The sequence below is a fragment of the Streptococcus sp. HMSC062H02 genome, from assembly GCF_001813005.1.
Classification (GTDB): Bacteria; Bacillota; Bacilli; order Lactobacillales; family Streptococcaceae; genus Streptococcus; species Streptococcus oralis_S.
The window spans coordinates 62,276-87,322 of record NZ_KV811134.1 but is presented as its reverse complement, the minus strand read 5'-3'; the positions used below and the strand labels follow the sequence as shown (position 1 = coordinate 87,322).

At 40.0% G+C, this 25,047-nt stretch carries 18 protein-coding genes; 13 read left to right on the top strand and 5 right to left on the bottom strand.

Annotation, left to right across the window (positions count from 1 at the left end):
• The 5 genes from HMPREF2885_RS08830 to lacG all read left to right on the top strand — a co-directional run.
• Positions 1-572, top strand: a 572-nt coding sequence (locus HMPREF2885_RS08830; RefSeq protein ID WP_148131152.1) for a tagatose 1,6-diphosphate aldolase, incomplete at its 5' end; no start/stop codon positions are given.
• Between the two features lie 236 nt (positions 573-808).
• Positions 809-1,645 carry a PRD domain-containing protein gene (locus HMPREF2885_RS08825; RefSeq protein ID WP_070657857.1) on the top strand — a complete coding sequence of 279 codons (837 nt, stop codon included), beginning with the start codon at positions 809-811 and terminating at the stop codon, positions 1,643-1,645.
• A gap of 35 nt (positions 1,646-1,680) precedes the next feature.
• On the top strand, positions 1,681-1,998 hold the full coding sequence (locus HMPREF2885_RS08820; RefSeq protein WP_001078327.1) for a PTS lactose/cellobiose transporter subunit IIA: 318 nt from the start codon (positions 1,681-1,683) through the stop codon (positions 1,996-1,998).
• A complete protein-coding gene (locus HMPREF2885_RS08815) occupies positions 1,998-3,692 on the top strand; it encodes a lactose-specific PTS transporter subunit EIIC (RefSeq protein ID WP_070657855.1) in 1,695 nt (564 codons plus the stop codon). The genes HMPREF2885_RS08820 and HMPREF2885_RS08815 overlap by 1 nt, the downstream gene beginning before the upstream one ends.
• An 84-nt stretch (positions 3,693-3,776) precedes the next feature.
• On the top strand, positions 3,777-5,183 hold the full coding sequence (gene lacG / locus HMPREF2885_RS08810; RefSeq protein ID WP_070657853.1) for a 6-phospho-beta-galactosidase: 1,407 nt from the start codon (positions 3,777-3,779) through the stop codon (positions 5,181-5,183).
• 39 nt (positions 5,184-5,222) lie between these two features.
• Here the strand turns inward: lacG and HMPREF2885_RS08805 are convergent, their stop codons facing one another.
• The 4 genes from HMPREF2885_RS08805 to nrdH form a co-directional block, all read right to left on the bottom strand.
• On the bottom strand, positions 5,223-5,990 hold the full coding sequence (locus HMPREF2885_RS08805; RefSeq protein WP_000917586.1) for a DeoR/GlpR family DNA-binding transcription regulator: 768 nt from the start codon (positions 5,988-5,990) through the stop codon (positions 5,223-5,225).
• A 139-nt stretch (positions 5,991-6,129) separates the two neighbouring features.
• Positions 6,130-7,092 (bottom strand): class 1b ribonucleoside-diphosphate reductase subunit beta, encoded by a 963-nt coding sequence (gene nrdF / locus HMPREF2885_RS08800; protein ID WP_044020836.1) that lies wholly within the window; start codon positions 7,090-7,092, stop codon positions 6,130-6,132.
• 183 nt (positions 7,093-7,275) lie between these two features.
• The gene (gene nrdE, locus HMPREF2885_RS08795; RefSeq protein WP_042902317.1) at positions 7,276-9,435 is read right to left on the bottom strand and encodes a class 1b ribonucleoside-diphosphate reductase subunit alpha; all 2,160 of its coding nucleotides are present in this window, start codon (positions 9,433-9,435) and stop codon (positions 7,276-7,278) included.
• Positions 9,436-9,515: 80 nt separating this feature from the next.
• Entirely contained in the window at positions 9,516-9,734 is a 219-nt protein-coding gene (nrdH, locus tag HMPREF2885_RS08790; RefSeq protein WP_000259240.1) for a glutaredoxin-like protein NrdH, read from the bottom strand.
• Between the two features lie 361 nt (positions 9,735-10,095).
• Between nrdH and HMPREF2885_RS08785 the strand changes: the two genes are divergently transcribed.
• The 5 genes from HMPREF2885_RS08785 to HMPREF2885_RS08760 all read left to right on the top strand — a co-directional run bounded on the left by HMPREF2885_RS08785 (position 10,096) and on the right by HMPREF2885_RS08760 (position 19,051).
• Positions 10,096-10,359 carry a phosphocarrier protein HPr gene (locus HMPREF2885_RS08785; RefSeq protein WP_000146948.1) on the top strand — a complete coding sequence of 88 codons (264 nt, stop codon included), beginning with the start codon at positions 10,096-10,098 and terminating at the stop codon, positions 10,357-10,359.
• Positions 10,360-10,364: 5 nt separating this feature from the next.
• Positions 10,365-12,098 carry a phosphoenolpyruvate--protein phosphotransferase gene (ptsP, locus tag HMPREF2885_RS08780; protein ID WP_000138129.1) on the top strand — a complete coding sequence of 578 codons (1,734 nt, stop codon included), beginning with the start codon at positions 10,365-10,367 and terminating at the stop codon, positions 12,096-12,098.
• A gap of 247 nt (positions 12,099-12,345) precedes the next feature.
• The gene (locus tag HMPREF2885_RS08770) at positions 12,346-14,877 is read left to right on the top strand and encodes a pneumococcal-type histidine triad protein (RefSeq protein ID WP_070657848.1); all 2,532 of its coding nucleotides are present in this window, start codon (positions 12,346-12,348) and stop codon (positions 14,875-14,877) included.
• A gap of 195 nt (positions 14,878-15,072) precedes the next feature.
• Positions 15,073-15,990, top strand: a complete 918-nt coding sequence (locus HMPREF2885_RS08765; RefSeq protein WP_049550390.1) for a metal ABC transporter solute-binding protein, Zn/Mn family — start codon at positions 15,073-15,075, stop codon at positions 15,988-15,990.
• A 13-nt stretch (positions 15,991-16,003) separates the two neighbouring features.
• Positions 16,004-19,051 (top strand): pneumococcal-type histidine triad protein, encoded by a 3,048-nt coding sequence (locus HMPREF2885_RS08760; protein ID WP_070657846.1) that lies wholly within the window; start codon positions 16,004-16,006, stop codon positions 19,049-19,051.
• A gap of 36 nt (positions 19,052-19,087) precedes the next feature.
• Here the strand turns inward: HMPREF2885_RS08760 and pepT are convergent, their stop codons facing one another.
• On the bottom strand, positions 19,088-20,311 hold the full coding sequence (gene pepT / locus HMPREF2885_RS08755; RefSeq protein ID WP_070657845.1) for a peptidase T: 1,224 nt from the start codon (positions 20,309-20,311) through the stop codon (positions 19,088-19,090).
• Between the two features lie 358 nt (positions 20,312-20,669).
• Here pepT and pitA point away from each other — a divergent pair, with 358 nt between their 5' ends.
• From pitA to HMPREF2885_RS08740, 3 genes are read left to right on the top strand one after another with little or no spacing between them, the layout of a single operon-like run.
• On the top strand, positions 20,670-23,228 hold the full coding sequence (pitA, locus tag HMPREF2885_RS08750) for a PI-2 pilus tip adhesin PitA (RefSeq protein WP_070657843.1): 2,559 nt from the start codon (positions 20,670-20,672) through the stop codon (positions 23,226-23,228).
• Positions 23,228-23,779: a PI-2 pilus system signal peptidase SipA gene (gene sipA, locus HMPREF2885_RS08745; protein ID WP_000924790.1), complete on the top strand. Its 552-nt coding sequence runs from the start codon at positions 23,228-23,230 to the stop codon at positions 23,777-23,779. The genes pitA and sipA overlap by 1 nt, the downstream gene beginning before the upstream one ends.
• 44 nt (positions 23,780-23,823) lie before the next feature.
• Positions 23,824-25,038: a DUF7601 domain-containing protein gene (locus HMPREF2885_RS08740; RefSeq protein ID WP_152902973.1), complete on the top strand. Its 1,215-nt coding sequence runs from the start codon at positions 23,824-23,826 to the stop codon at positions 25,036-25,038.
• Positions 25,039-25,047: the final 9 nt, after the last annotated feature.

The window sequence follows — 25,047 nt, the reverse complement described above, 5'->3', positions numbered from 1 at the left end:
AACTCAACCAAGAAAAACAAGCCTACATCGAACGTATCGGTTCTGAGTGTGTGGCGGAAGACATTCCATTCTTCCTTGAAATCTTGGCTTACGATGAAAAGATTGCGGATGCAGGTTCTGCAGAATACGCTAAAGTGAAACCACACAAGGTTATTGGTGCTATGAAGGTCTTCTCAGACCCACGCTTTAACATCGATGTCTTGAAAGTAGAAGTTCCAGTCAATGTTAAATACGTTGAAGGCTTTGGTGATGGTAAAATCGTGCATACACGCGAAGAAGCAGCAGCTTTCTTCAAAGCACAAGATGAAGCGACTAACTTGCCATATATCTACTTGAGTGCAGGTGTATCAGCCAAACTCTTCCAAGAAACACTTGTCTTTGCCCACGAATCAGGCGCAAACTTCAACGGAGTTCTTTGTGGCCGTGCAACCTGGGCTGGATCAGTTGAAGCCTACATCAAAGACGGTGAAGCAGCAGCTCGTGAGTGGTTGCGTACAACTGGATTTGAGAACATTGACGAACTCAACAAGGTTCTTCAAACAACAGCGACTTCATGGACTGAACGTGTATAAGTTTTCCCCCTAATCTTAGGAACATTGATCTAAATAAAAAATTTAAAAAAAGTTACATGTAAAGGTTTACAAAAAAACTTACTTGTGCTATACTTAAATCACAAGTTAATACAAGGTGAGTGTTACTAAGTAATATTAGGCATGATCACAGGTGGATTAGAAATCAATAGATTTTCTAGTTCATTTGTGGTCATTTTTTGTACTCATATACCTTTAAGATATAAAAGGAGGTTGACATGTATCGAATTCTAAATCCAATGAATCACAATGTTTCACTTGTCAGAAATGACAAAGGAGAAGAGGTGATTGTAATTGGTAAGGGGATTGCATTCGGAAAGAAGAAGGGGGATTTGATTGCTGAAAATCAGGTTGAGAAAATCTTTCGGATGAAGACCGAAGAGTCCAGAGAAAATTTTATGGCTCTGCTCAAAGATGTTCCGCTGGATTTTATCACAGTGACTTATGAGATTATTGATAAGCTTTCTAAGAAATATCATTATCCGATTCAAGAGTATCTCTACGTAACCTTGACAGATCATATTTACTGTTCTTACCAAGCTCTAACACAAGGAAGGTACAAGGATAGTAATCTGCCAGATATTTCTGCCAAGTATCCTGTCGCTTTTCAAATCGCAAAGGAAGCCTTTGAAATCTATCGTCAGAAGTTGACAGATCATTTCCCTGAGGATGAAATTATTCGGATTGCTTATCATTTCATCAATGCCGAAGGGGAGAATGAAGTTCAAGTGGTTGAGTCGATTGATAAGAGGAAAGAAATTCTCAGGAATGTTGAAGAAGTGCTAAAGGGTTATGCAATTCAACGAACCAAAGAGAATAATCATTTCTATGACCGCTTTATGATTCATCTCAACTATTTTTTGGATTATTTAGACCGTTCCAGAGATGATAATCAATCGCTTCTAGATATGGAAGACCATATCAAACAATCCTATCCAAAGGCATTTGAGGTCGGATCCAAAATTTATGATGTGATTACGCAACATACGGGTCTTGATTTGTATAAGAGTGAGCGAGTTTATCTAGTTCTACATATCCAACGTTTATTGTCATAAAAATTTAATTAAAAATACATAAGGAGAATTCTATCATGAATAGAGAAGAAGTAACATTGTTAGGTTTTGAAATTGTTGCCTATGCTGGCGATGCTCGATCAAAACTATTGGAAGCCTTGAAGGCCGCTGAAGCTGGTGATTTCGCGAAAGCTGATACTCTCGTAGAGGAAGCTGGTGGTTGCATCGCTGAGGCTCATCACGCGCAAACAAGTCTATTGACCAAGGAAGCAGCTGGTGAGGATTTGGCTTATAGTGTAACCATGATGCATGGTCAGGATCACTTGATGACAACCATCTTGCTCAAAGATTTGATGCACCATTTAATCGAACTCTACAAGAGAGGAGTTAAGTAATGAACAAACTAATTGCTTTTATCGAGAAAGGAAAGCCTTTCTTTGAAAAACTGTCTCGTAATATCTACCTTCGTGCTATTCGTGATGGTTTCATCGCTGGTATGCCCGTTATTCTCTTCTCAAGTATCTTTATCTTGATTGCTTTTGTACCAAACTCATGGGGCTTTAAATGGTCTGATGATGTTGTTAATCTCCTCATGAAACCTTATAGTTATTCAATGGGGATTCTAGCTCTCTTGGTAGCTGGTACAACAGCTAAGTCATTGACCGACTCAGTAAACCGTAGCATGGAGAAAACCAATCAAATCAACTATATGTCAACACTATTGGCAGCGATTGTTGGTTTGTTGATGTTAGCAGCTGACCCGATTGAAGGTGGCTTTGCGACAGGTTTCCTTGGGACAAAAGGCTTGCTTTCAGCCTTTCTTGCTGCCTTTGTAACCGTAGCAATCTATAAGGTTTGTGTTAAGAACAACGTCACTATTCGCATGCCTGACGAAGTTCCACCAAATATCTCACAAGTCTTTAAAGATGTGATTCCATTCACTCTATCAGTGGTTTCTCTTTATGCTCTTGATTTACTAGCTCGTCATTTTGTTGGAGCCAGTGTAGCAGAATCAATCGGTAAATTCTTTGCACCATTATTCTCTGCAGCTGATGGCTATCTTGGTATTACCATTATCTTTGGTGCCTTTGCCTTCTTCTGGTTTGTTGGTATCCACGGTCCTTCAATCGTCGAGCCAGCAATCGCAGCTATTACCTATGCAAATGCCGAAGTAAACTTGAACCTTCTCCAACAAGGTATGCACGCTGACAAGATTCTTACTTCTGGTACACAAATGTTTATCGTTACCATGGGTGGTACTGGTGCGACACTGGTTGTTCCATTCATGTTCATGTGGTTAACAAAATCAAAACGTAACCGTGCAATCGGACGTGCGTCTGTTGTTCCAACATTCTTTGGAGTAAACGAACCAATCCTGTTTGGTGCGCCACTTGTCTTGAACCCAATTTTCTTTATTCCATTTATCTTTGCGCCAATTGCCAACGTATGGATCTTTAAATTCTTCATTGAAACGCTTGGCATGAACTCATTTACTGCCAACCTTCCTTGGACAACACCAGGTCCGCTCGGTATTGTTCTCGGTACAAACTTCCAATTCTTGTCATTTGTACTTGCTGCTTTGTTAATCCTTGTTGACGTAGCCATCTACTATCCATTCCTCAAGGTTTATGATGAACAAATTCTTGAAGAAGAGCGTTCAGGTAAAGCCAATGATGAATTGAAAGAAAAAGTAGCAGCAAACTTCAATACTGCAAAAGCAGATGCGATTCTTGAAAAAGCAGGTGTAGAAGCAGCGCAAAACACAATCACTGAAGAAACTAATGTTCTCGTTCTTTGTGCAGGCGGAGGAACAAGTGGTCTCCTTGCAAATGCTCTAAACAAGGCAGCTGCAGAGTACAAAGTTCCTGTTAAAGCAGCAGCTGGTGGCTATGGTGCTCACCGTGAAATGTTGCCTGAGTTTGATCTGGTTATCCTTGCTCCTCAAGTTGCTTCTAACTTTGAAGATATGAAAGCAGAGACCGACAAACTTGGTATCAAACTTGCCAAGACAGAAGGTGGCCAATACATTAAATTGACTCGCGATGGAAAAGGTGCTCTTGCCTTTGTTCAAGCGCAGTTCGAAGAATAAAATGTAAATAGCGAAGAAGTGAGATGGAGGAACTCCTCCCAACTATATCCCCATCTCATTTCTATTTCTTGAAAGGTGAATCAAATGACAAAAACACTTCCAAAAGACTTTATTTTTGGTGGGGCAACAGCAGCCTACCAAGCAGAAGGTGCTACACATACTGATGGTAAAGGGCCAGTCGCCTGGGACAAATACCTCAAAGATAACTACTGGTACACTGCTGAACCAGCCAGTGATTTCTATCACAAATACCCAGTTGACCTCAAACTTGCAGAAGAGTATGGTGTCAATGGTATCCGTATTTCAATCGCTTGGTCACGTATCTTTCCAACTGGTTATGGGAAGGTTAATGCCAAGGGAGTTGAGTTCTATCATAATCTATTTGCAGAGTGCCACAAACGTCATGTTGAGCCCTTTGTAACTCTTCATCACTTTGATACGCCAGAAGCACTTCATTCAAACGGAGATTTCCTGAATAGAGAAAACATTGATCACTTTGTGGATTATGCAGCCTTCTGTTTTGAAGAATTTCCAGAAGTCAACTATTGGACAACCTTTAATGAAATTGGGCCGATAGGAGATGGTCAGTATTTGGTTGGGAAATTCCCTCCAGGTATTCAGTACGACCTTGCCAAAGTCTTCCAATCTCATCACAATATGATGGTGTCGCATGCGCGTGCAGTAAAACTTTTTAAGGATAAGGGTTACAAGGGGGAGATTGGTGTGGTTCATGCCCTGCCTACTAAGTATCCTCTGGATCCAGATAATCCAGCAGATATTCGTGCAGCCGAGTTAGAAGATATTATCCATAACAAGTTTATCCTAGACGCGACTTATCTAGGACGCTATTCAGATGAAACGATGGAAGGCGTCAACCATATTTTATCCGTCAATGGTGGAAGTTTAGATCTGCGTGAAGAAGACTTTGCTGTGCTAGAAGCTGCAAAAGACTTGAACGACTTCCTTGGAATTAACTACTACATGAGTGATTGGATGCAAGCCTTTGATGGCGAAACAGAAATCATTCATAACGGTAAGGGTGAAAAAGGAAGCTCTAAGTATCAGATTAAGGGAGTTGGACGTCGAGTGGCTCCTGACTATGTCCCACGTACGGACTGGGATTGGATTATCTATCCTCAAGGTTTGTATGATCAAATCATGCGCGTGAAGAAAGATTACCCAAATTACAAGAAAATCTACATCACAGAGAATGGTCTCGGATACAAAGATGAGTTTGTGGATGGGACAGTCTACGATGATGGACGGATTGATTATGTTAAGAAACATATGGAAGTGATTGCAGATGCAATCTCTGATGGAGCCAATGTCAAAGGATACTTTATCTGGTCTCTGATGGATGTCTTTTCTTGGTCAAATGGTTACGAAAAGCGTTACGGCCTCTTCTATGTTGATTTTGAAACCCAGGAGCGCTATCCAAAGAAATCGGCTCATTGGTACAAGAAACTAGCTGAGACACAACTTATTGAATAAAATTCAACAAAAATTCCCCGCCAAAAGGCAGGGGAATTTTTATGGTTTTGATAAAAGAATGGTTGTTTGTTTCGACAGGTCTTCAAATGTCTCCTGACTCAGTTTGGAATCTGAAACGATGGTATCAATCTCTGAGATATTGTAGAACGTGTAAAAATCAAACTTATTAAACTTGCTGTGGTCTGCCAGTAAGTATTTTTTATTGGCATTGTTCAAGGAGATTCGTTGTACCTCGCCCTCTTCTTCGCTGAAAGTAGCAATAGCTTTATCCTTGATACCATTACAGCTCACAAAAGCCTTAGAAAACTGAAGGTTGGTCAAATCCTGTAAGGTAAGTGTCCCTACAAAAGCACCAGTGATGGAGCGATAATTTCCGCCAATCAAGATCAAATCTGTTAGTTTTCGTTCGTTTAGGATGAGAAAAACAGGAAGACTGTTTGTTACAACACGAATATTATCAATTGGGAGCTCACGAGCAAAACATTCTAAGGTTGTTCCTGGCCCGATAAAAATAGTTTCACCTTCGTCAATCAAATGCCCTGCAAAACGGCTAATTTCTTGTTTTTCAGCAATCTGCAAGCCTTGTTTTTCGACGTTTGAGCGTTCGTTGTTTAAGAGAGAACCTGTACGAAGTTTTTCAGCGCCACCGTGCACACGAACCAGCAAATCCTTGTCTGCTAGTTCTTGTAAATAGCGGCGAGCTGTCATATCTGACACATCAAGACTCTCCATAATCTCTTTTACAGTAATAGTGCCTTTTGTATTTACTGCTTCTAGAATACTATCTAGTTTTTCTTGCTTTAGCATCCTTATCACCTCGATTTCTACTATTATTATCTTACCATAAAACGCTCAATCAATCAAATAGAAAAAAACAAAATAAAACAAAAACAAAAATATCATGGTTGTTTTAAACAAACCATGATATTTTGAATGATTGGTCAAATTAGTCCAAACCGTAGTTGTAATCCTCGTCTTGCATGGCTTCAACTTCACCAAGGAGGTAACCATTTCCGACTTGAGAGAAGAAGTCGTGGTTAGAAGTTCCTGTTGAAATACCGTTCATAACGATTGGATTGACATCATCAGCTGAATCAGGGAAGAGTGGATCTTGTCCTAGGTTCATAAGAGCCTTATTAGCATTGTAACGAAGGAAGGTTTTAACTTCCTCAGTCCAACCAACACCGTCATAGAGGCTTTCTGTATAGCCCTCTTCGTTCTCGTAGAGAGTGTAGAGCAGATCGTACATCCATTCTTTGAGCTTTCCTTGCTCTTCTTCAGGCAATTCGTTAAAACCAAGTTGGAATTTGTAACCAATATAAGTTCCGTGAACAGACTCATCACGAATGATCAGTTTGATGATTTCTGCAACATTGGCTAGTTTGTTGTTACCAAGATAGTAAAGCGGTGTAAAGAAACCAGAGTAGAAGAGGAAAGTTTCAAGGAAAACACTGGCAACTTTCTTTTCAAGTGGGCTACCATTGAGGTAGATTTCATTGATAATTTCCGCTTTTCTTTGTAGGTAGGGGTTAGTGTTGGTCCATTCAAAGATTTCTTCGATTTCGGCCTTGGTGTTCAAGGTTGAAAAGATAGAAGAGTAAGATTTTGCGTGGACAGATTCCATAAATTGGATGTTGTTAAAAACAGCTTCTTCATGCGGTGTACGGATGTCTGAGCGAAGCGCCTGAACCCCTGTTTCAGATTGCATGGTATCCAAAAGGGTCAAACCACCAAAGACTTTTCCAACCAAGTCTTTTTCTTTGTTTGATAGTTTTCTCCAGTCGTCTAGGTCATTTGACAAGGGGATACGCGTATCGAGCCAGAATTGCTCTGTCAGCTTTTCCCAAGTTGATTTGTCGATGACATCTTCGATGGCATTCCAGTTAATGGCTTTGTAGTAAGTTTCCATAAGGTGTATTTCTCCAATGTAATAGTAATTATTATGCAGCCTTGCTTAGTTTTATAGGACCTATTTCAATGGTATCATATTTTTTTATTGCGGAGTAAGCAATAAATGTCATAGGGCCAAGAAAAAGTATAACGTAAATTGGCCCCCATTTACTATTTAAACAAGTAGTAAAAATTTTTTCCATTAAATCACACAGCTTTCACATTGGTTAGCACCAACTTCCCCACCGTCGTCTGTAAAGGTACGGACGTAGTAAATGGACTTGATTCCCTTGTTAAAGGCATAGTTACGAAGAATAGACAAATCACGTGTCGTTTGTTTGTTTTCTTTCTTCCATTCGTAAAGACCTTTTGGAATGTCACTACGCATGAAGAGAGTGAGCGAAAGCCCTTGGTCCACGTGCTCTGTTGCAGCAGCATAAACATCAATCACCTTACGCATATCCATGTCGTAAGCAGAAGTGTAGTAAGGGATAGTATCTGTTGACAAACCTGCAGCAGGATAGTAGATTTTACCGATTTTCTTCTCTTGACGTTCTTCGATACGTTGTGTAATCGGGTGGATAGAAGCAGAAACGTCGTTGATGTAGCTGATAGAACCATTTGGAGCAACAGCTAGACGGTTTTGATGGTAAAGTCCATCTGCTTGAACCTTTTCGCGAAGTTCAGTCCAATCAGTAGCACTTGGAATAAAGACATCTTTAAAGAGTTCTTTAACACGGTCTGATTTTGGAACAAACTCGCCTGTCACATACTTGTCAAAGTAGCTACCGTTAGCATAGTCTGATTTTTCAAAGTTGTGGAAGGTAATACCACGTTCGCGAGCGATATTGTTTGACTCCACTAAGGTCCAGTAGTTCATAAGCATAAAGTAGATGCTTGTAAATTCAATTGACTCAGGTGATCCGTACTCAATCAGTTGTTGCGCAAGGTAGCTATGAAGTCCCATGGCACCAAGACCAAAGGTGTGAGCCAAACTGTTTCCGTGGTCGATAGTAGGGACAGCTACGATGTGTGAACTATCTGTAACGAAAGTAAGGGCACGAACCATAGCACGAATAGAACGACCAAAGTCAGGTGAAGTCATCATGTTGACCACGTTGGTTGAACCAAGGTTACATGAAACGTCCGTTCCCATTTGAAGGAATTCTTGAGCATCGTTGATCAAGCTTGGTTCTTGAACTTGAAGAATCTCAGAACACAAGTTACTCATGATAATCTTTCCATCAACAGGATTTGCACGGTTAGCCGTATCAATGTTGACGACATAAGGGTAACCAGACTCTTGTTGCAATTTAGAAATCTCAGTTTCCAAATCACGCGCCTTGATTTTTGTCTTGCGGATATTTGGATTTGCGACCAATTCATCGTATTTTTCAGTGATGTCGATGTAGTTGAACGGTACACCATACTCAAGCTCTACAGAGTATGGGCTGAAGAGGTACATTTCTTCATTTTTACGAGCCAATTCGTAGAACTTATCGGGTACTACAACACCAAGTGAGAGGGTCTTAACACGAACCTTTTCATCGGCATTTTCTTTCTTAGTTGAAAGGAAAGCGATGATATCTGGGTGAAAGACATTGAGGTAGACAACCCCAGCACCTTGACGCTGACCCAATTGGTTAGAGTAAGAGAAACTGTCTTCGAAGAGTTTCATAACTGGTACGACACCAGAAGCAGCACCTTCATAACCTTTGATAGGAGCTCCGGCTTCACGAAGGTTGCTGAGGGAAATTCCCACACCACCACCGATACGTGAAAGTTGAAGAGCAGAGTTGATAGAACGGCCGATAGAGTTCATATCATCGGTTACTTGAATCAAGAAACAAGATACCAACTCCCCACGACGAGCACGGCCAGCATTCAAGAAGGAAGGAGTAGCAGGTTGGTAGCGTTGGTGGATGATTTCATTGGCAATATCAGTCGCAATTGCTTCATCCCCGTCAGCAAAGTAAAGTGCATTAAAGAAGACACGGTCTTCCATGCTTTCAAGGTAGTATTCCCCATCGTTAGTCTTCAAGGCATATTGGTTGTAAAACTTATAGGCAGCCATGAATGATTTGAATTGGAAGTTTTGGTTCTTGATAAATTGATGCAATTCTTCCAAAAACTCTGGACGGTATTTCTTTAGAAATGCAGTTTCGATATAGTTGTGTTCAATAAGGTAGTTGATTTTATCAGTAATTGAATCAAAAACCATGGTATTTGGAACCACATTTTCTTTAAAGAAGGCATCTAAGGCTTCCTTATCTTTATGAAGCATGATTTGTCCATTGACAGGACGGTTGATTTCGTTATTGAGACGGAAGTAAGTTACGTCCTCAAGATGTTTTAATCCCATAAAATTTCCTTTATCTAATTACAAAAGAAAGGCCTCTAAGTTAGCCCTAGAAGCAATTTCTTCTGGATGATGTACTAAGATTATGCTAATTGTTTCAGTTTTCCTGGTTGGAAGCCTGAAAAGACTTCAGTTGGTGTTTGGATAACAGGAGCTGCGCTGAAACCGAGCTCTTTAACTTGATCGATGTACTCTGGTTGCTCGTCGAGATTGATCTCACGATAAGCGACATTGTTGCTGTCCAAGAAACGCTTGGTCATCTTACATTGGACACAGTTGTTTTTAGAATAAACGGTTACCATTTCGTAACTCCTCTTTCAAAATAGATTACTTTCTTAGTATATCAGAAAAAAAAACTTTGTCAAACTTTTTAAACTAAATCTTGTGCTAAAAAGTTACAGTTTTAAAAACAAAGCACAAGATATAGTGTTTTGTCAGAGTGTAAAATTGGGTTTTCATTGAACTATCAAAGTTTATCAAAACAAAAAAACTATATACTGTATATTGGTAAGATAAATAGAAGATTTTCAGCAAGTTATCAGAAAGGAAATAGAAGAAAGTCCATAAAACACTTGAAAAATAATCTAGAAGGTGATATAATACAGTCTTGTAAGGGTTATCACATATAATCCAAAAAAGAAATAACTAAAGGAGAGTCAAACTATGGCTTCTAAAGATTTCCACGTAGTGGCAGAAACAGGTATTCACGCACGTCCAGCAACATTGTTGGTTCAAACAGCTAGCAAATTTGCTTCAGATATCACTCTTGAATACAAAGGTAAATCAGTAAACCTTAAATCTATCATGGGTGTTATGAGTCTTGGTGTTGGCCAAGGTGCTGACGTTACAATTTCAGCTGAAGGTGCAGATGCTGACGACGCAATCGCTGCTATCACTGAAACTATGGAAAAAGAAGGATTGGCATAAGGAAAATGACAGAAATGCTTAAAGGAATCGCAGCATCTGACGGTGTTGCAGTTGCAAAAGCATATCTACTCGTTCAACCGGATTTGTCATTTGAGACTATTACAGTCGAAGATACAAACGCAGAAGAAGCTCGCCTTGATGCCGCTCTACAGGCATCACAAGACGAGCTTTCTGTTATTCGCGAGAAAGCAGTAGGTACGCTCGGTGAAGAAGCAGCTCAAGTTTTTGACGCTCACTTAATGGTTCTTGCTGACCCTGAAATGATCAGCCAAATCAAGGAAACAATCCGTGCGAAGAAAGTGAATGCAGAAGCAGGTCTGAAAGAAGTAACAGACATGTTTATCACTATCTTTGAAGGTATGGAAGACAACCCATACATGCAAGAACGCGCAGCGGATATCCGCGACGTGACAAAACGTGTATTGGCAAACCTCCTTGGTAAAAAATTGCCAAACCCAGCTTCTATCAATGAAGAAGTAATCGTGATTGCGCATGACTTGACTCCTTCAGATACAGCTCAATTGGACAAAAACTTTGTAAAAGCTTTTGTAACCAACATTGGTGGACGTACAAGCCACTCAGCTATCATGGCGCGTACGCTTGAAATTGCAGCAGTATTGGGTACAAACAATATTACTGAAATCGTTAAAGACGGTGACATTCTTGCCGTTAACGGTATCACTGGTGAGGTTATTATCAACCCAACTGATGAGCAAGCGGCTGAATTCAAGGCTGCTGGTGAAGCTTATGCGAAGCAAAAAGCTGAATGGGCGCTCTTGAAAGATGCTAAAACAGTAACTGCGGATGGTAAACACTTTGAATTGGCTGCCAACATCGGTACTCCAAAAGACGTTGAAGGTGTCAATGACAACGGTGCTGAAGCTGTTGGTCTTTACCGTACAGAGTTCTTGTACATGGATTCTCAAGACTTCCCAACAGAAGACGAGCAGTACGAAGCTTACAAGGCTGTACTTGAAGGAATGAACGGTAAACCTGTTGTTGTTCGTACAATGGATATCGGTGGAGATAAGGAACTTCCTTACTTCGATATGCCTCACGAAATGAACCCATTCCTTGGATTCCGTGCCCTTCGTATCTCTATTTCTGAAACTGGAGATGCTATGTTCCGTACACAAATCCGTGCCCTTCTTCGTGCTTCTGTTCATGGTCAATTGCGTATCATGTTCCCAATGGTTGCGCTCTTGAAAGAATTCCGTGCAGCGAAAGCAGTCTTTGACGAAGAAAAAGCGAACCTTCTTGCTGAAGGTGTTGCAGTTGCGGATAATATCCAAGTTGGTATCATGATCGAAATCCCAGCAGCAGCAATGCTTGCAGACCAATTTGCTAAAGAAGTTGACTTCTTCTCAATTGGTACAAACGACTTGATCCAATACACAATGGCAGCAGACCGTATGAACGAACAAGTTTCATACCTTTACCAACCATACAACCCATCAATCCTTCGTTTGATTAACAACGTTATCAAAGCAGCTCACGCTGAAGGTAAATGGGCTGGTATGTGTGGTGAGATGGCTGGTGACCAACAGGCTGTTCCACTTCTTGTCGGAATGGGCTTGGATGAGTTCTCTATGTCAGCAACATCTGTCCTTCGTACACGTAGCTTGATGAAGAAACTCGATACAGCTAAGATGGAAGAGTACGCAAACCGTGCCCTTACAGAATGTTCAACAATGGAAGAAGTTCTTGAACTTCAAAAAGAATACGTTAATTTTGATTAATCGAAAAGTCCTTGCAACTCAGTTGCAGGGATTTTTTTTAAAGAATTTTCAAGAAAATCTTTTTTATATAAAGTCCATTCTAGAGAAAGTAGCGGTGAAGAATAAAAAAATACTTAACTGGTTCATAAAATTCTTGACAAGTTGCAAATTTAGGAGTAAACTATTAACCAGTTAAGCAATAGAGAGGAGTTTCTGCAATTTAGAAATGAATTGCAAATAGAAATATTAAAAAAGAAAGAGAGTTTCGATGAAAATTAATAAAAAATACCTAGCTGGTTCTGCGGCGGCTTTAATTTTAAGTGTCTGTTCTTATGAGTTGGGACTGTATCAAGCCAGAACTGTTAAGGAAAATAATCGTGTTTCCTATATAGATGGAAAACAAGCGGCGCAAAAAACGGAGAATCTGACTCCTGATGAGGTTAGCAAGAAAGAAGGCATCAATGCGGAGCAAATCGTTATCAAGATAACAGACCAAGGCTATGTCACTTCACATGGCGACCACTATCATTATTACAATGGGAAGGTCCCTTATGATGCTATCATCAGTGAAGAGTTGCTGATGAAGGATCCAAACTACCAGCTCAAGGACGAGGATATTGTCAGTGAAATCAAGGGCGGTTATGTTATCAAGGTAGATGGAAAATACTATGTTTACCTTAAGGACGCATCCCATGCGGATAATGTCCGTACAAAAGAAGAAATCAATCGACAAAAACAAGAACATAGTCAGCATCGTGAAGGAGGGACTTCAGCAAATGATGGCGCGGTAGCCTTGGCACGTTCACAGGGACGCTACACCACGGATGATGGATATATCTTTAATGCATCCGATATCATTGAAGATACTGGTGATGCTTATATCGTTCCTCATGGCAACCATTACCATTACATTCCTAAGAGTGAGTTATCAGCCAGCGAATTGGCTGCAGCAGAAGCCTTTCTATCTGGTAGAAGTGGCCAATCAAATACGCCTACTTATAGCCGTACCAATAACAACAGTGCTAGCAGCGATGTAGATAGATGGACCCCATCCTATAATAAAAAAGGCAACAGCTATACGAACACAGCTAACAACAGTAGCGACGATAGCCAAGCAAGTCAAAGCGATGAGGATATTGATGGCCTTCTGAAACAACTTTATGCCTTGCCACTCAGCCAACGACACGTAGAATCTGATGGCCTTGTCTTTGATCCAGCACAAATCACAAGTCGAACAGCTAGAGGTGTTGCAGTACCTCATGGGGACCATTACCATTTTATCCCTTATTCACAGATGTCTGAATTGGAAGAACGAATCGCTCGCATCATCCCGCTTCGCTATCGTTCGAACCATTGGGTGCCGGATTCAATACCAGAACAACCAAGTCCACAACCGACTCCGGAACCTAGTCCAAGCCCGCAACCTGCACCAACTCCTCAACCAGCTCCAAGCAATCCAATTGACGAAAAATTGGTTAGACAAGCGGTTCGAAAAGTAGCTGATGGCTATGTCTTTGAGGAGAATGGAACCTCACGTTATATTCCTGTCAAGGAACTTTCAGCAGAAACAGTAGCAGCCATTGATAGCAAACTAGCCAAGCAAGAAAGTTTAGCTCATAAGCTAGGAGCTAAGAAAACCAACCTCCCATCTGGTGATCGAGGATTTTACAATAAGGCTTATGATTTACTAGCAAGAATTCATCAGGACTTACTTGATAATAAAGGTCGTAAAGTTGATTTTGACGCTTTGGATAAACTCTTGGAACGACTCAATGATGCTTCAAGTGATAAAGTCAAGTTGGTGGATGATATTTTGGCCTATCTAGCACCGATTCGTCATCCAGAACGTTTAGGAAAACCAAATGCGCAAATAGCTTACACAGATGATGAGATTCAAGTAGCCAAGTTGGCAGGCAAGTATACAACAGAAGATGGCTATATCTTTGATCCTCGTGATATCACCAGTGATGAGGGGGATGCCTATGTAACTCCACATATGACCCATAGCCATTGGATTAAAAAAGATAGTTTGTCTGAAGCCGAAAGAGCGGCAGCCCAGGCTTATGCTAAAGAGAAAGGTTTGACTCCTCCTTCAACAGACCATCAGAATCCAGGAAATACTGAGGTTAAAGGAGCAGAAGCTATCTACAACCGCGTGAAAGCAGCTAAGAAGGTGCCACTTGATCGTATGCCTTACAATCTCCAACATACTGTAGAAGTCAAAAATGGAAGCTTGATTATTCCTCATTATGACCATTACCATAACATCAAATTTGAGTGGTTTGACGAAGGACTTTATGAGGCACCTAAGGGGTATAGTCTAGAAGATCTCTTTGCGACTGTCAAGTACTATGTCGAACATCCAAACGAACGTCCGCATTCAGATAGTGGTTGGGGCAATGCAAGTGACCATGTTCAAAGAAACCAAAATGGTCAAGCTGATAACAATCAATCGGAAAAACCATCAGTGGAGAAACCTCGTAAAGAAAAACCTGAGGAAGAAAAACCTCGCGAAGAGAAACCTCAAAGTGAGAAACCAGAATCTCCAAAACCAACTGAGGAGCCGGAAGAAGAATCACCGGAGAAACCCGAAGAACCTCAGGTCGAGACTGAAAAGGTTGAAACGAAGTTGAGAGAGGCTGAAGAGCTACTTGCAAAGATCCAAGACCCCATTATCAAGTCCAATGCAAAAGAAACTCTCACTGGCTTAAAGAATAACCTGCTATTTGGTGCTAAGGATAACAATACCATTATGGCTGAGGCTGAAAAGTTGTTGGCTTTATTAAAGGAGAGCAAGTAAAGGTAGTAGCATTTTCTAGCTCCTAAAAACAGGATAGGAGAACTAGAAAAGTTAAAATCGAAAATGAGAATAGAATGTAAGTTCTAGTTCTCATTTTTTTCATGAAAATGTGCAAAATATCTTGACATATAGTGTAAATAAAGATAAACTATTTACTAGTTAATTAAATGGTTAAATACCAGTTAAGGAGTAATGATGAAAAAAAGAACATTTCTATTATTAATGGCAAGTTTGCTGGTTCTTGTCTTAGGAGCATGTAGCCAAAAAGAAAAACAAGAAGCAAAAGGGATGAAGATTGTAACAAGTTTTTACCCAATCTATGCCATGGTCAAAGAGGTATCAGGGGACTTGAATGATGTACGGATGATTCAGTCAAGTAGTGGGATTCACTCCTTTGAACCGTCAGCTAATGACATTGCTGCTATTTATGACGCGGATGTCTTTGTCTACCATTCTCATACGCTCGAATCTTGGGCTGGAAGTCTAGATCCTAACTTGAAAAACTCAAAAGTTAAAGTTTTAGAAGCTTCTGAAGGAATGACCTTGGAACGTGTACCGGGCTTAGAAGATGTAGAAGCTGGTGACGGCATCGATGAAAAAACACTCTATGACCCTCACACTTGGTTAGATCCAGAAAAAGCAGGTGAAGAAGCTCAGATTATCGCTGACAAACTTTCGGAGATTGATAGTGCTAATAAGGAAACGTATCAAAAGAATGCTAAAAACTTTATCGCTAAAGCCCAAGAATTGACTAAGAAGTACCAGCCTATTTTTGAAAAAGCGAGTCAAAAGACCTTTGTTACACAACACACAGCCTTTTCTTATCTCGCTAAACGCTTTGGTTTGAAACAACTTGGTATAGCAGGGATTTCCCCTGAACAAGAGCCAAGTCCGAGACAACTAACAGAAATTCAAGAATTCGTTAAGACCTATAAGGTTAAAACCATCTTTACTGAGAGCAATGCTTCTTCTAAAGTCGCTGAGACTTTGGTCAAATCAACAGGAGTTAGCCTAAAGACCCTCAATCCTTTAGAAGCAGATCCTGAAAATGACAAAACTTACTTAGAAAATCTAGAAGAAAATATGAGTATTTTAGCAGAAGAATTAAAATGAGGAGATGATGAAAATGAAGAAGAAATACCTTGCAGCAGGATCGGCTCTTGTCCTTTCCCTAAGCCTTTGCATCTATGCATTGAACCAACACCAGGTGGAAGAAAACAAAGATAATAACCGTGTGTCTTATGTCGATGGGAAGCAAGACACTAAAAAAACAGAGAATCAGACACCAGATCAAGTTAGCAAAAAAGAAGACATTCAGGCTGAGCAAATTGTTGTGAAAATTACCGATCAAGGTTATGTGACTTCACATGGTGATCATTTCCATTATTACAATGGTAAAGTTCCTTTTGACGCGATTTTCAGCGAAGAACTGTTGATGAAAGATGCCAATTATCAACTGAAAGATGCTGATATTGTCAATGAAATCAAAGGTGGTTACATTATCAAGGTGGATGACAAGTATTATGTCTACCTTAAAGATGTGGCTCATGCTGATAATGTTCGTACGAAGGACGAAATTGAGCGCCAAAAACAAGGTCATACTCATGATGCACCAACTTCTAACAGTGCAGTGGCGCTTGCGCGATCACAAGGTCGTTATACTACAGATGATGGCTACATCTTTAATCCGTCTGATATTATTGAGGATACTGGTGATGCTTATATCGTCCCTCATGGTGGACATTATCACTATATCCCAAAGAGTTCCTTGTCTGCTAGTGAATTGGCTGCTGCCCAAGCCTACCTTTCTGGAACTAGAAAACAACCGAGTGTGACTGACTATCGTCCAAGTCAAAATGGAACCAGTCAAACCACTAATCCTAGTCAACAAACTGAAACACCAAGTAATCAAGCTGAGAGTCTTCAGAGTCTATTGCAACAGCTCTATGCTCTTCCAAGTAGTCAACGTTATGCTGAATCAGATGGCTTGATTTTTGACCCTGCTAAGATTTCAAGTAGAACGCCGAGTGGTGTGGCGATTCCTCACGGAAATCACTATCATTTCATCCCATATACAAAACTTTCTGCCTTGGAAGAAAAGATTGCGCGTATGATTCCTTTATCTAGCGACGGTGGGAAGCCAACACCTTTGGAAAATCCAAGCAAACCAACAGAACATCCAGCTCAACCAGATCATCATCATGACCAAGACGGTAACCATGGAAGTCAGGATACCAACCACGAAGATCATGACCATGATGGAGAGGAGCATGACCATCACCACGGTGAAGAACATGATCATGGTTTTGCAGCTGACCGTGTTATTAGTGAAGATGAGCAAGGGTTTGTAGTTTCTCATGGAGATCACGCTCATTATTTCTTTAAGAAGGACTTGACTACAGCCCAAATCAAAGCTGCCCAAGATCACTTGAAAGAAAATCATCAGCCTCAGCACGTTCAACCACTTGCCAAGACTGTGGAAAGTTTCTCAAGAGATGCTAGCGATGAAGAAAAAATCAAGTATATCTCACAGACCTACGGGGTTCCGCTCGAAGCGATTCGCATTTCAAATGGATTCTTTGTCTTTGGAAATCCGGATCAAGCCTATGATCCAACCCATATCCATCCCTATGCTGTTCGAAAAGAACATGTTCGTATTCCTCTCCAAACTGGGAACCCAGAACTGGATTTCCTAAATGAACTGTATACGACTGCCCTACGTGATGGGGTATCTCCTTATAGTTTACAGGTAGAAAGTGGTAGTTTTGTGATTCCTCACGGAGACCACAATCACTACATCAAGGTTCAAACTAAGGGCTATGAAGTAGCTTTGAAAAATAAGATTCCAGCCCTACAATCGACCTATCAACCTGGAGCATTTGATGAACAAACAGTTCTATCTAAGGTGGATCAACTGTTAGCAGATAGCAGAAATCTCTACAAAGACCAGCCAATCATGCAGAGACGGGTTGAACTTGCTTTGGGGCAGTTCACCGAAAATATGAAAAAACTGGCAACAAACTCAACTGCTGGATATCTAGCAGCCTTGGATCTCTTTGATAAACAGTATATCCATGTGGATCAAAGTGTGGCACCGGTTGAAACTTCACCTTTAGATAAGAAGTACCAAGCCTTAGTAGATAAGATCAATACACTGGATACGGACACTTATGGCTTGCCTAAGAAAGATCTTTTAGTACATTTGCAGGAAGCAAAACTAGCACAGGATGAGACAGATTTGGCTGCCATTGAAGCGAAACTTCAGGCCTTGCAAGATTTCCGAGATCGGACAGGAGTCACAACAGTAGAGTACATCAAGTACTTCTACGAACATGTGTCTGATGGTCGTTTGAGAGAAGAACTTCGGAACCGTGTTGCTAAATTGACATGGGAACTTTACCAGTCACAATCTTTCCTAAAAGCAACCGACTTGAACAAGCTATTCCCAACTATTTACCAAACTAAGCTAGAAGTAGAAGAGGCTCTCAAAGAAGAACCCGTATCTACAAAAGCTGGTAAGACTATTCTAGATACGGAAAAAGTAGATAGTCAAACTGCTAAGACCGCCATCTATGAATTCCTAAAAGAACTCTACGGTGATTTTATGCCAGAAGAGCGGGTTAGCCATGTTAAGAAGGAAGAAGTAGATGCTCTCCTAACTAAAGCTGCTCAACTCCTAGCACGTGTCAAAGAAGATGGTGTCAAACAATCCCTAGCTGAAGAAGCAGCTAATATCAAGGTGGCTATTGAAAAGGAAAATGCAGACCTTGACGAAGCTAAAACACAACTTGAGGATCTTTTAAATCGTATTGCAGCGACTATCCAACGAGAGAAAAAAGAAGCAGAACAAGATCCGCAAACCGTGATTATCTACCAAAAACTCTATAATGTCTTGCTCTCTCTTCACAAGTATTTAGAGGATAACAAAGGATCCGATGCTGACTTTGAACGTGTTGATGCCCTATTTGATCAACTTGCAGCCAAAAGCAGTGATAAAGAAGGTCTCCTCACTCTAGCTAAAGAAATCATTAGCTTGAACCAAGAACTTCGTTCAAAAGCAAGTGAAACTGGCAGCCAATCTAAGTCTGAGAAAGACAGTGAAACAGCTACTTCTAAACCAACAGAAAAGCAAGCGCAAAGTGAGTCTGAGACAAGTGCTCAACCAAATGAATAAAAAGAAAGACGAAGTAGCTGAGCTACCTCGTCTTTTTTAGTCTTTATAAGATACAATGCCAATGATGGTATCCACCGCACGCTCCATAGTTTGAAGGCTGACGTATTCAAAACGTCCATGCATGTTTTCACCACCAGCAAAGATATTTGGAGTCGGGATACCCATAAAGGAAATCTTAGAGCCATCTGTTCCACCACGAATTGGTTCGATAATAGGCGTGATACCTAAATCTTCCATAACAGCTTTAGCAATAGTAATAGGCGTCATGTCTTTCTCAATGACTTCCTTCATATTGTAGTACTGGTCTGTCAGAGTCAAGCTAACGCGATCATTCCCAAGTTCTTGATTCATCTTGTCAGCAATAGACTGCATAGCTGCTTTACGTGTTTCAAAGGCATCCTTTTCAAAATCGCGAATGATGTAGCTTGCACGCGCCTCCTCGACACTACCTGACACATCCATAAGATGATAGAAACCTTGGTAACCATCTGTTAGTTCAGGTCGGTCATTCTCAGGAAGTTGATTATGAAAATCAATTGCTAGCTGAAGGGCATTGACCATTTGACCCTTTGCAGTACCAGGGTGGACATTGCGCCCTTGGAAATGAAGCTCAGCAGCAGCTGCTGAGAAAGTCTCGTACTGAAGTTCTCCTAGCGGACCACCATCAACAGTATAGGCAAAGTCAACGTCAAAGTCTTCTGCATCAAACTTGTTAGCTCCAACGCCAATTTCTTCATCTGGACCAAAACCAACTCGAATCTCACAGTGTTTGATTTCGGGATGAGCAGTCAGATATTCAATAGCAGTCATAATCTCAGCAATCCCTGACTTGTCATCAGCACCCAGCAAGGTCGTGCCATCGGTTATGATGAGTGTTTGGCCTGGATATTTCTCAAGGCTCTTGAAGTCGGCCGGATCGAGTTTAAAACCAGAATCTCCTAAGTCGATAGCTCCACCATCGTAATTTTCGATGACTTGCGGATTAACTCCCTCAGCATTAAAATCAGCTGTGTCCATGTGGGAGATGAAGCCAATCTTGCGTGTTAAGCTAGGATCATTAGCTGGTAAGGTACCAATAGCAAAACCATTTGGAAGGTAGTAGACATTTTGCAGACCGACACGTTTCATTTCGGGAATAAGAACATTGGTCGCAAAATCTACCTGGCTTTGCGTACTTGGAGTAGTAGTAGAGTGTTCGTCAGAACGCGTATTGACCTTAACGTATGTCAAGAAACGATCTAAAAGGTTCGGATAAGTCATAAAAACTCCTTTAACAATCATAAAATAGAATGCAAACTTCGGAAAAAACCTCATTCTAAAAATTTCACGAATTTTGAAAAAATATAATAATTCAAATTCAGAAGACTTTCAAATGAAATTTTGGATATTCTAGAATAAAATATATGCATTGATATTTTATGAGATTTTTTTATTCTTTTTTCATTTTACCATAGAATAGTTTGAAAGACAAAGAAGAATCATACTCTTTTATTGATTAATATAATATAAAATTAATCATATTAATTGACACTGCGTGAACTTTATTGTACAATTATCTTGTAAATGTCCTAGATTGATATAGTAACAATATTAGTACATTCTAGTTAAGGAGAATAAAATGAACATTCGTTTCGATTTTAAGAAAGTTCAAATTATTGCGCGCCGTTTAGTTACACTGTTAGCTATTCTCTTTTTGTGTGCTCCGATAAGCCTGTTAAATGCTGATTCTACTACAGAACCTCAGACAACCCTTCATAAAACAATTACTCCGATATCGGGACAGGATGACAAGTATGAGTTGTCATTGGATATCACGTCCAAACTGGGAACGGAGACCCAAACGGATCCCTTGGATGTTGTTTTAGTAGCAGACTTATCTGGAAGTATGACTTATCAGGATGTCAACTCCTCTAATGGGGCTTTGATTAGTCGGCTTCAAGCTCTGAAAAATACACTCCAAGGCGAAAACGGTCGTCGTGGTTTGATAGATACAATCCTTTCAAACTCTAACAACCGTTTATCAATTGTTGGATTTGCTGGGAAAATAGATAACCAACGTTACAATAGTTATTATCAATGGCCAGCTTGGGCGGGGTACTTTTCTGGTATTTCCTCTCATGATGATGCTAAGACAGTATTAAACTGGAGCAATGATGTTCAAGGAGCCAAAAGAATGGTTTCTAGAATGTCTGTTGATAATAGTGGTGATTCGATTGGTTACGAAGGAGGAATAGGTACAGGTACAAATATTGGAGCAGGACTTCAGTCAGCAACAGAATTACTTCAGTCAGCCAGATCAAGTGCAAAAAAGGTTGTTATTCTTTTGTCAGATGGTTTTGCGAACATGTACTACGATACTAGAGGCTATACGATCTACAATTGGAGCAATAATGATGGTGTAACAGAAATAGCTCCATCGTGGTATCAAACCAATCTAAACACGTTTACTGAAACAGTTTCTGGTTATCTTGCTCCCAAGATTGATGGATTTTATTCTATCAAATTCCGCTACTCTAATAGTACAGATAGTATTTCTAAACTAAAAGAGTACATTGGTAGTTATAATTCTTCCATTCCAAACGAAATATTATCCGCTAACAATGAAAGGGAATTGAGAGAACAATTTAAGGAAATCACCAAGAAAATCCTTCCCCTAGCTGTTCACCATGTGACCATCAAGGATGTTTTGTCCAAATATGTTCAACTTCTTCCCGATAACAGTTCAAATATTCGAGTTGTAAAAATCGAAAACGATAAAGAGGAAACCTTGGGATCAGATAAGGTTACGCTGGAAACAAGGAAGAATGAAAATGGTCTGGTCGAAGTAACAGCAAAATTTAATCCTAACTACATTCTTGATGATGGTGTGAAGTACGCCCTCAAATTTACTGTTACATCTAGTCAAGATGCTTTGGATGCCATTGCTGGTGATAAAAAACTAGAGGCTGGTGATGCTGAAGGTTCTGATGTCAATAAACTCTACTCCAATAAAGGTGCCAGTGTCACCTATTCCTATGGAATAGACACCTCTCAAACCAAGACCAAAGAATACTCTGACAACCCAACCTTTAAGCCTTCAGATCCATTAACGGTACCAGTGGAAGTTGAATGGCAAGGTGTGACGGGTGCGAGAACTGTTATTACAGCTGATCAACCGAGTAATGTTGAACTGAAACTGGTTCAAAAGAACAAGAACGGAGGTCCTGATAATCAAGACTATCGAAAGACTAATGTAAATGTTAGAACAAATATCTTTAATGAAACGAGGAACTTTGAAAAAGTTGCCAAAGGATATCAATACGATTTAATTGCACCGGACGTCCCAGCCTTTACCAAAGAAATAAAAAATGTTGGTACAGAAACTAAACCATCCTTCAAGGTAATCTATAAACAATTGCCAAGTCTGACGATTAAGAAAGTGTTGGAAGCTGAAAGTAACTTGAACAAAGAGTTTAGGATTAAGGTAAAACTAACCTCTCCTGATTCTACACCATTGAATGGAACTTTTGGCGATATAACTGTTGTGAATGGAGAAGCGGAGATCCGTGTCGAAAAACGAAAACGTTGGAAAGGTATTCTAAGCTATCTTCCTCGAGGAACCCATTACAAGGTTGAAGAAGAAGCGGCATCAACGAACGGTTACCACGTTACATATGAGAATCAAGAGGGCGATCTGAATAAAGACGAAACCAGTATTGTCACGAATCACAAGCTTCCAAGTTTATCAGTTACAAAAAAGGTTACGGGTGTATTTGCCAACCTATTAAAATCCTTCAAGATTACCATTAACATTAGGGATGCTCAGAATAGTCCACTGAATGGAACCTATACTGCAACGGTAAATAATAAAAGAACCCCTCTGCAATTTACGAATGGTCGAGTGTCTATTGATCTAAACAAAGATCAAACCATAAAAATTGATGGACTTCCACTCAATAGTCACTATACCGTAGAAGAGGAATCAAACTCTTCTAGTGGATATCAGGTATCTTATGAAAATCAAGAAGGCAAGCTGGATGGAGACAAGTCCGCGACAGTCACGAATAATAAGAATAGCGTGCCTGAAACCGGAGTTGACTTCCTCAGCAGTACACTCATGTTAGGAATAATCCTTCCTCTAGGGGGAATCTTCTTTACAATCCTACTCGGATATCTAGTGGTACATAGGAGAAAATAATGCTACTTAAAAAGAAACATAAGAAAACAGTAACACAAGTCAATCGGGATAAGTCTCCGCCGAGTGTATGGGGAGATATCCTCTACTTAGTCAGTAAGCTTCTGATGGTTGGGTTTGTACTGGCCACCCTTTACTTTTTTGTCTTTGGACTATTGAGATACAATGACGATGGCATGAAGCCAGCCTTAAAAGATGGCGACTTGGTTGTCTACTATAGGCTTGATAAACGTTATTCGATTGGTGATCTGCTCGTCTATAGTTATAAGGGTAAGGAAAGAGTGGCGCGTGTCATTGCAACCGAAGGAAGTACGATCGATATAAACGAAAATGGTCTCATCATCAACGGTTCTCCTCAACAAGAGCAGGATATCTACAAAGAAACGCTGCTCTATAAGGAAGGGGCTACCTTCCCAATGAAAGTCCCAGCAGGACAACTCTTTGTCCTCGGAGACAATCGAACAACGGCTGTAGATAGCCGTGCTTTTGGAACCATTCCTATACAGGATACCCATGGCAAGGTGGTAACAGTCCTAAGGCGACGGGGCTTTTGATGATAATTTATGAAAAAAGAAATTTAAAAATAAAAGGAATAATCATGAAAAAAACATTTTTGAAAAAATTAGTTACTGCAAGTATTGCAGCTGTAACCGCCTTGTCGGTCTTTAGAGGAGTGCCAACATTTGCGGATACAAATGATGATAATCTCGCAACAGCTAGAGCAACAGGAGAAAGTGATGCTAAAGTTGCTATAAATAAAACTTTAAAAATTGCCGAAGGAATTACTACACCTAATGCAACTTTTACATTTACCTTCACACCTCAAACTGGAACATCATCTAATGGGGCACCATATGAAACTGGAACGAATATTCCAGATCAGAGTGTAACTTTTCGTTCGTCAGATGTCTTGAAACCGAATGAAGATAGTATAAAAAAAGACACAACTAATATTTTTTATTCTGTTAGATATAATCATGCTGGTGAATATGTTTATAGAGTTGCAGAAAAGAATGATGGTTGGCAAGCAATTTCTAAAAATGGTACCCCTATTGATTATATGACTTATGATACGCGTACATACGACATGCACGTTATTGTAAAGAATAAGAGTCGTGAGAATGGGACTTACATTTCATCTGTGTATTTTAAAGAAACCAGTAATACTAATGGCGCAAAAGTAAAACCTTCTACAGGCTCTGAAACATATAAATATGACTTATTTAGTAACATCTATCGAAAAGATGCTGGAAAAATTACGGACCCCAATGATCCAAAACCAAATAATCCAGATCAAGCTAACATAGATCCAACAGCAAATTCATTAGTTATTAAAAAAGTTGTGTCAGGATCAAGTGCTGATAAGACTAAAAATTTCACTTTCAAACTTACTTTTAAAAAAGCGTCGACTGAAGAAGCAAGTTCAATTAATGGTAGTATTGATGGAGTTTCCAAAACTTTTGAATATGATAGAGAAACTACAATTACTTTAAGACATAATCAAACTCTTGTATTTAAAAAAATTCCAGCTGGTACAAAATATAAATTAGTTGAAGTTAGTTCTCAGGGATATACTGCATCATCAGAACTCAAATCAAATGGTTTAATTAGAACACAGAATGGAACAAAATCACAAGATTTTACACAAGAAAATATCCTTATTGGTGAAAAACCAAACGATAACACTATCACAAATAGCTTACCAGACGTTACCCCTACTGGTCTCTTGATTGACAACCTTCCTTTCATCTTGATGATTGGTCTTGGTTTGGCTGGATTTGTTGTTTTGTCTAAAAAACGCAGACAAGCTTAGGCAAGTGGT

Excerpts from the sequence above, each read along its gene's own strand:
- HMPREF2885_RS08785 (WP_000146948.1), top strand. The coding sequence starts at position 10,096 with ATGGCTTCTAAAGATTTCCACGTAGTGGCAGAAACAGGTATTCACGCA.
- HMPREF2885_RS08815 (WP_070657855.1), top strand. The coding sequence starts at position 1,998 with ATGAACAAACTAATTGCTTTTATCGAGAAAGGAAAGCCTTTCTTTGAA.
- nrdE (WP_042902317.1), bottom strand. The coding sequence starts at position 9,435 with ATGGGATTAAAACATCTTGAGGACGTAACTTACTTCCGTCTCAATAAC.
- HMPREF2885_RS08760 (WP_070657846.1), top strand. The coding sequence starts at position 16,004 with ATGAAGAAGAAATACCTTGCAGCAGGATCGGCTCTTGTCCTTTCCCTA.
- HMPREF2885_RS08820 (WP_001078327.1), top strand. The coding sequence starts at position 1,681 with ATGAATAGAGAAGAAGTAACATTGTTAGGTTTTGAAATTGTTGCCTAT.
- HMPREF2885_RS08770 (WP_070657848.1), top strand. The coding sequence starts at position 12,346 with ATGAAAATTAATAAAAAATACCTAGCTGGTTCTGCGGCGGCTTTAATT.
- HMPREF2885_RS08805 (WP_000917586.1), bottom strand. The coding sequence starts at position 5,990 with ATGCTAAAGCAAGAAAAACTAGATAGTATTCTAGAAGCAGTAAATACA.
- ptsP (WP_000138129.1), top strand. The coding sequence starts at position 10,365 with ATGACAGAAATGCTTAAAGGAATCGCAGCATCTGACGGTGTTGCAGTT.
- HMPREF2885_RS08740 (WP_152902973.1), top strand. The coding sequence starts at position 23,824 with ATGAAAAAAACATTTTTGAAAAAATTAGTTACTGCAAGTATTGCAGCT.
- pepT (WP_070657845.1), bottom strand. The coding sequence starts at position 20,311 with ATGACTTATCCGAACCTTTTAGATCGTTTCTTGACATACGTTAAGGTC.
- HMPREF2885_RS08825 (WP_070657857.1), top strand. The coding sequence starts at position 809 with ATGTATCGAATTCTAAATCCAATGAATCACAATGTTTCACTTGTCAGA.
- sipA (WP_000924790.1), top strand. The coding sequence starts at position 23,228 with ATGCTACTTAAAAAGAAACATAAGAAAACAGTAACACAAGTCAATCGG.
- pitA (WP_070657843.1), top strand. The coding sequence starts at position 20,670 with ATGAACATTCGTTTCGATTTTAAGAAAGTTCAAATTATTGCGCGCCGT.
- lacG (WP_070657853.1), top strand. The coding sequence starts at position 3,777 with ATGACAAAAACACTTCCAAAAGACTTTATTTTTGGTGGGGCAACAGCA.
- nrdF (WP_044020836.1), bottom strand. The coding sequence starts at position 7,092 with ATGGAAACTTACTACAAAGCCATTAACTGGAATGCCATCGAAGATGTC.
- HMPREF2885_RS08765 (WP_049550390.1), top strand. The coding sequence starts at position 15,073 with ATGAAAAAAAGAACATTTCTATTATTAATGGCAAGTTTGCTGGTTCTT.
- nrdH (WP_000259240.1), bottom strand. The coding sequence starts at position 9,734 with ATGGTAACCGTTTATTCTAAAAACAACTGTGTCCAATGTAAGATGACC.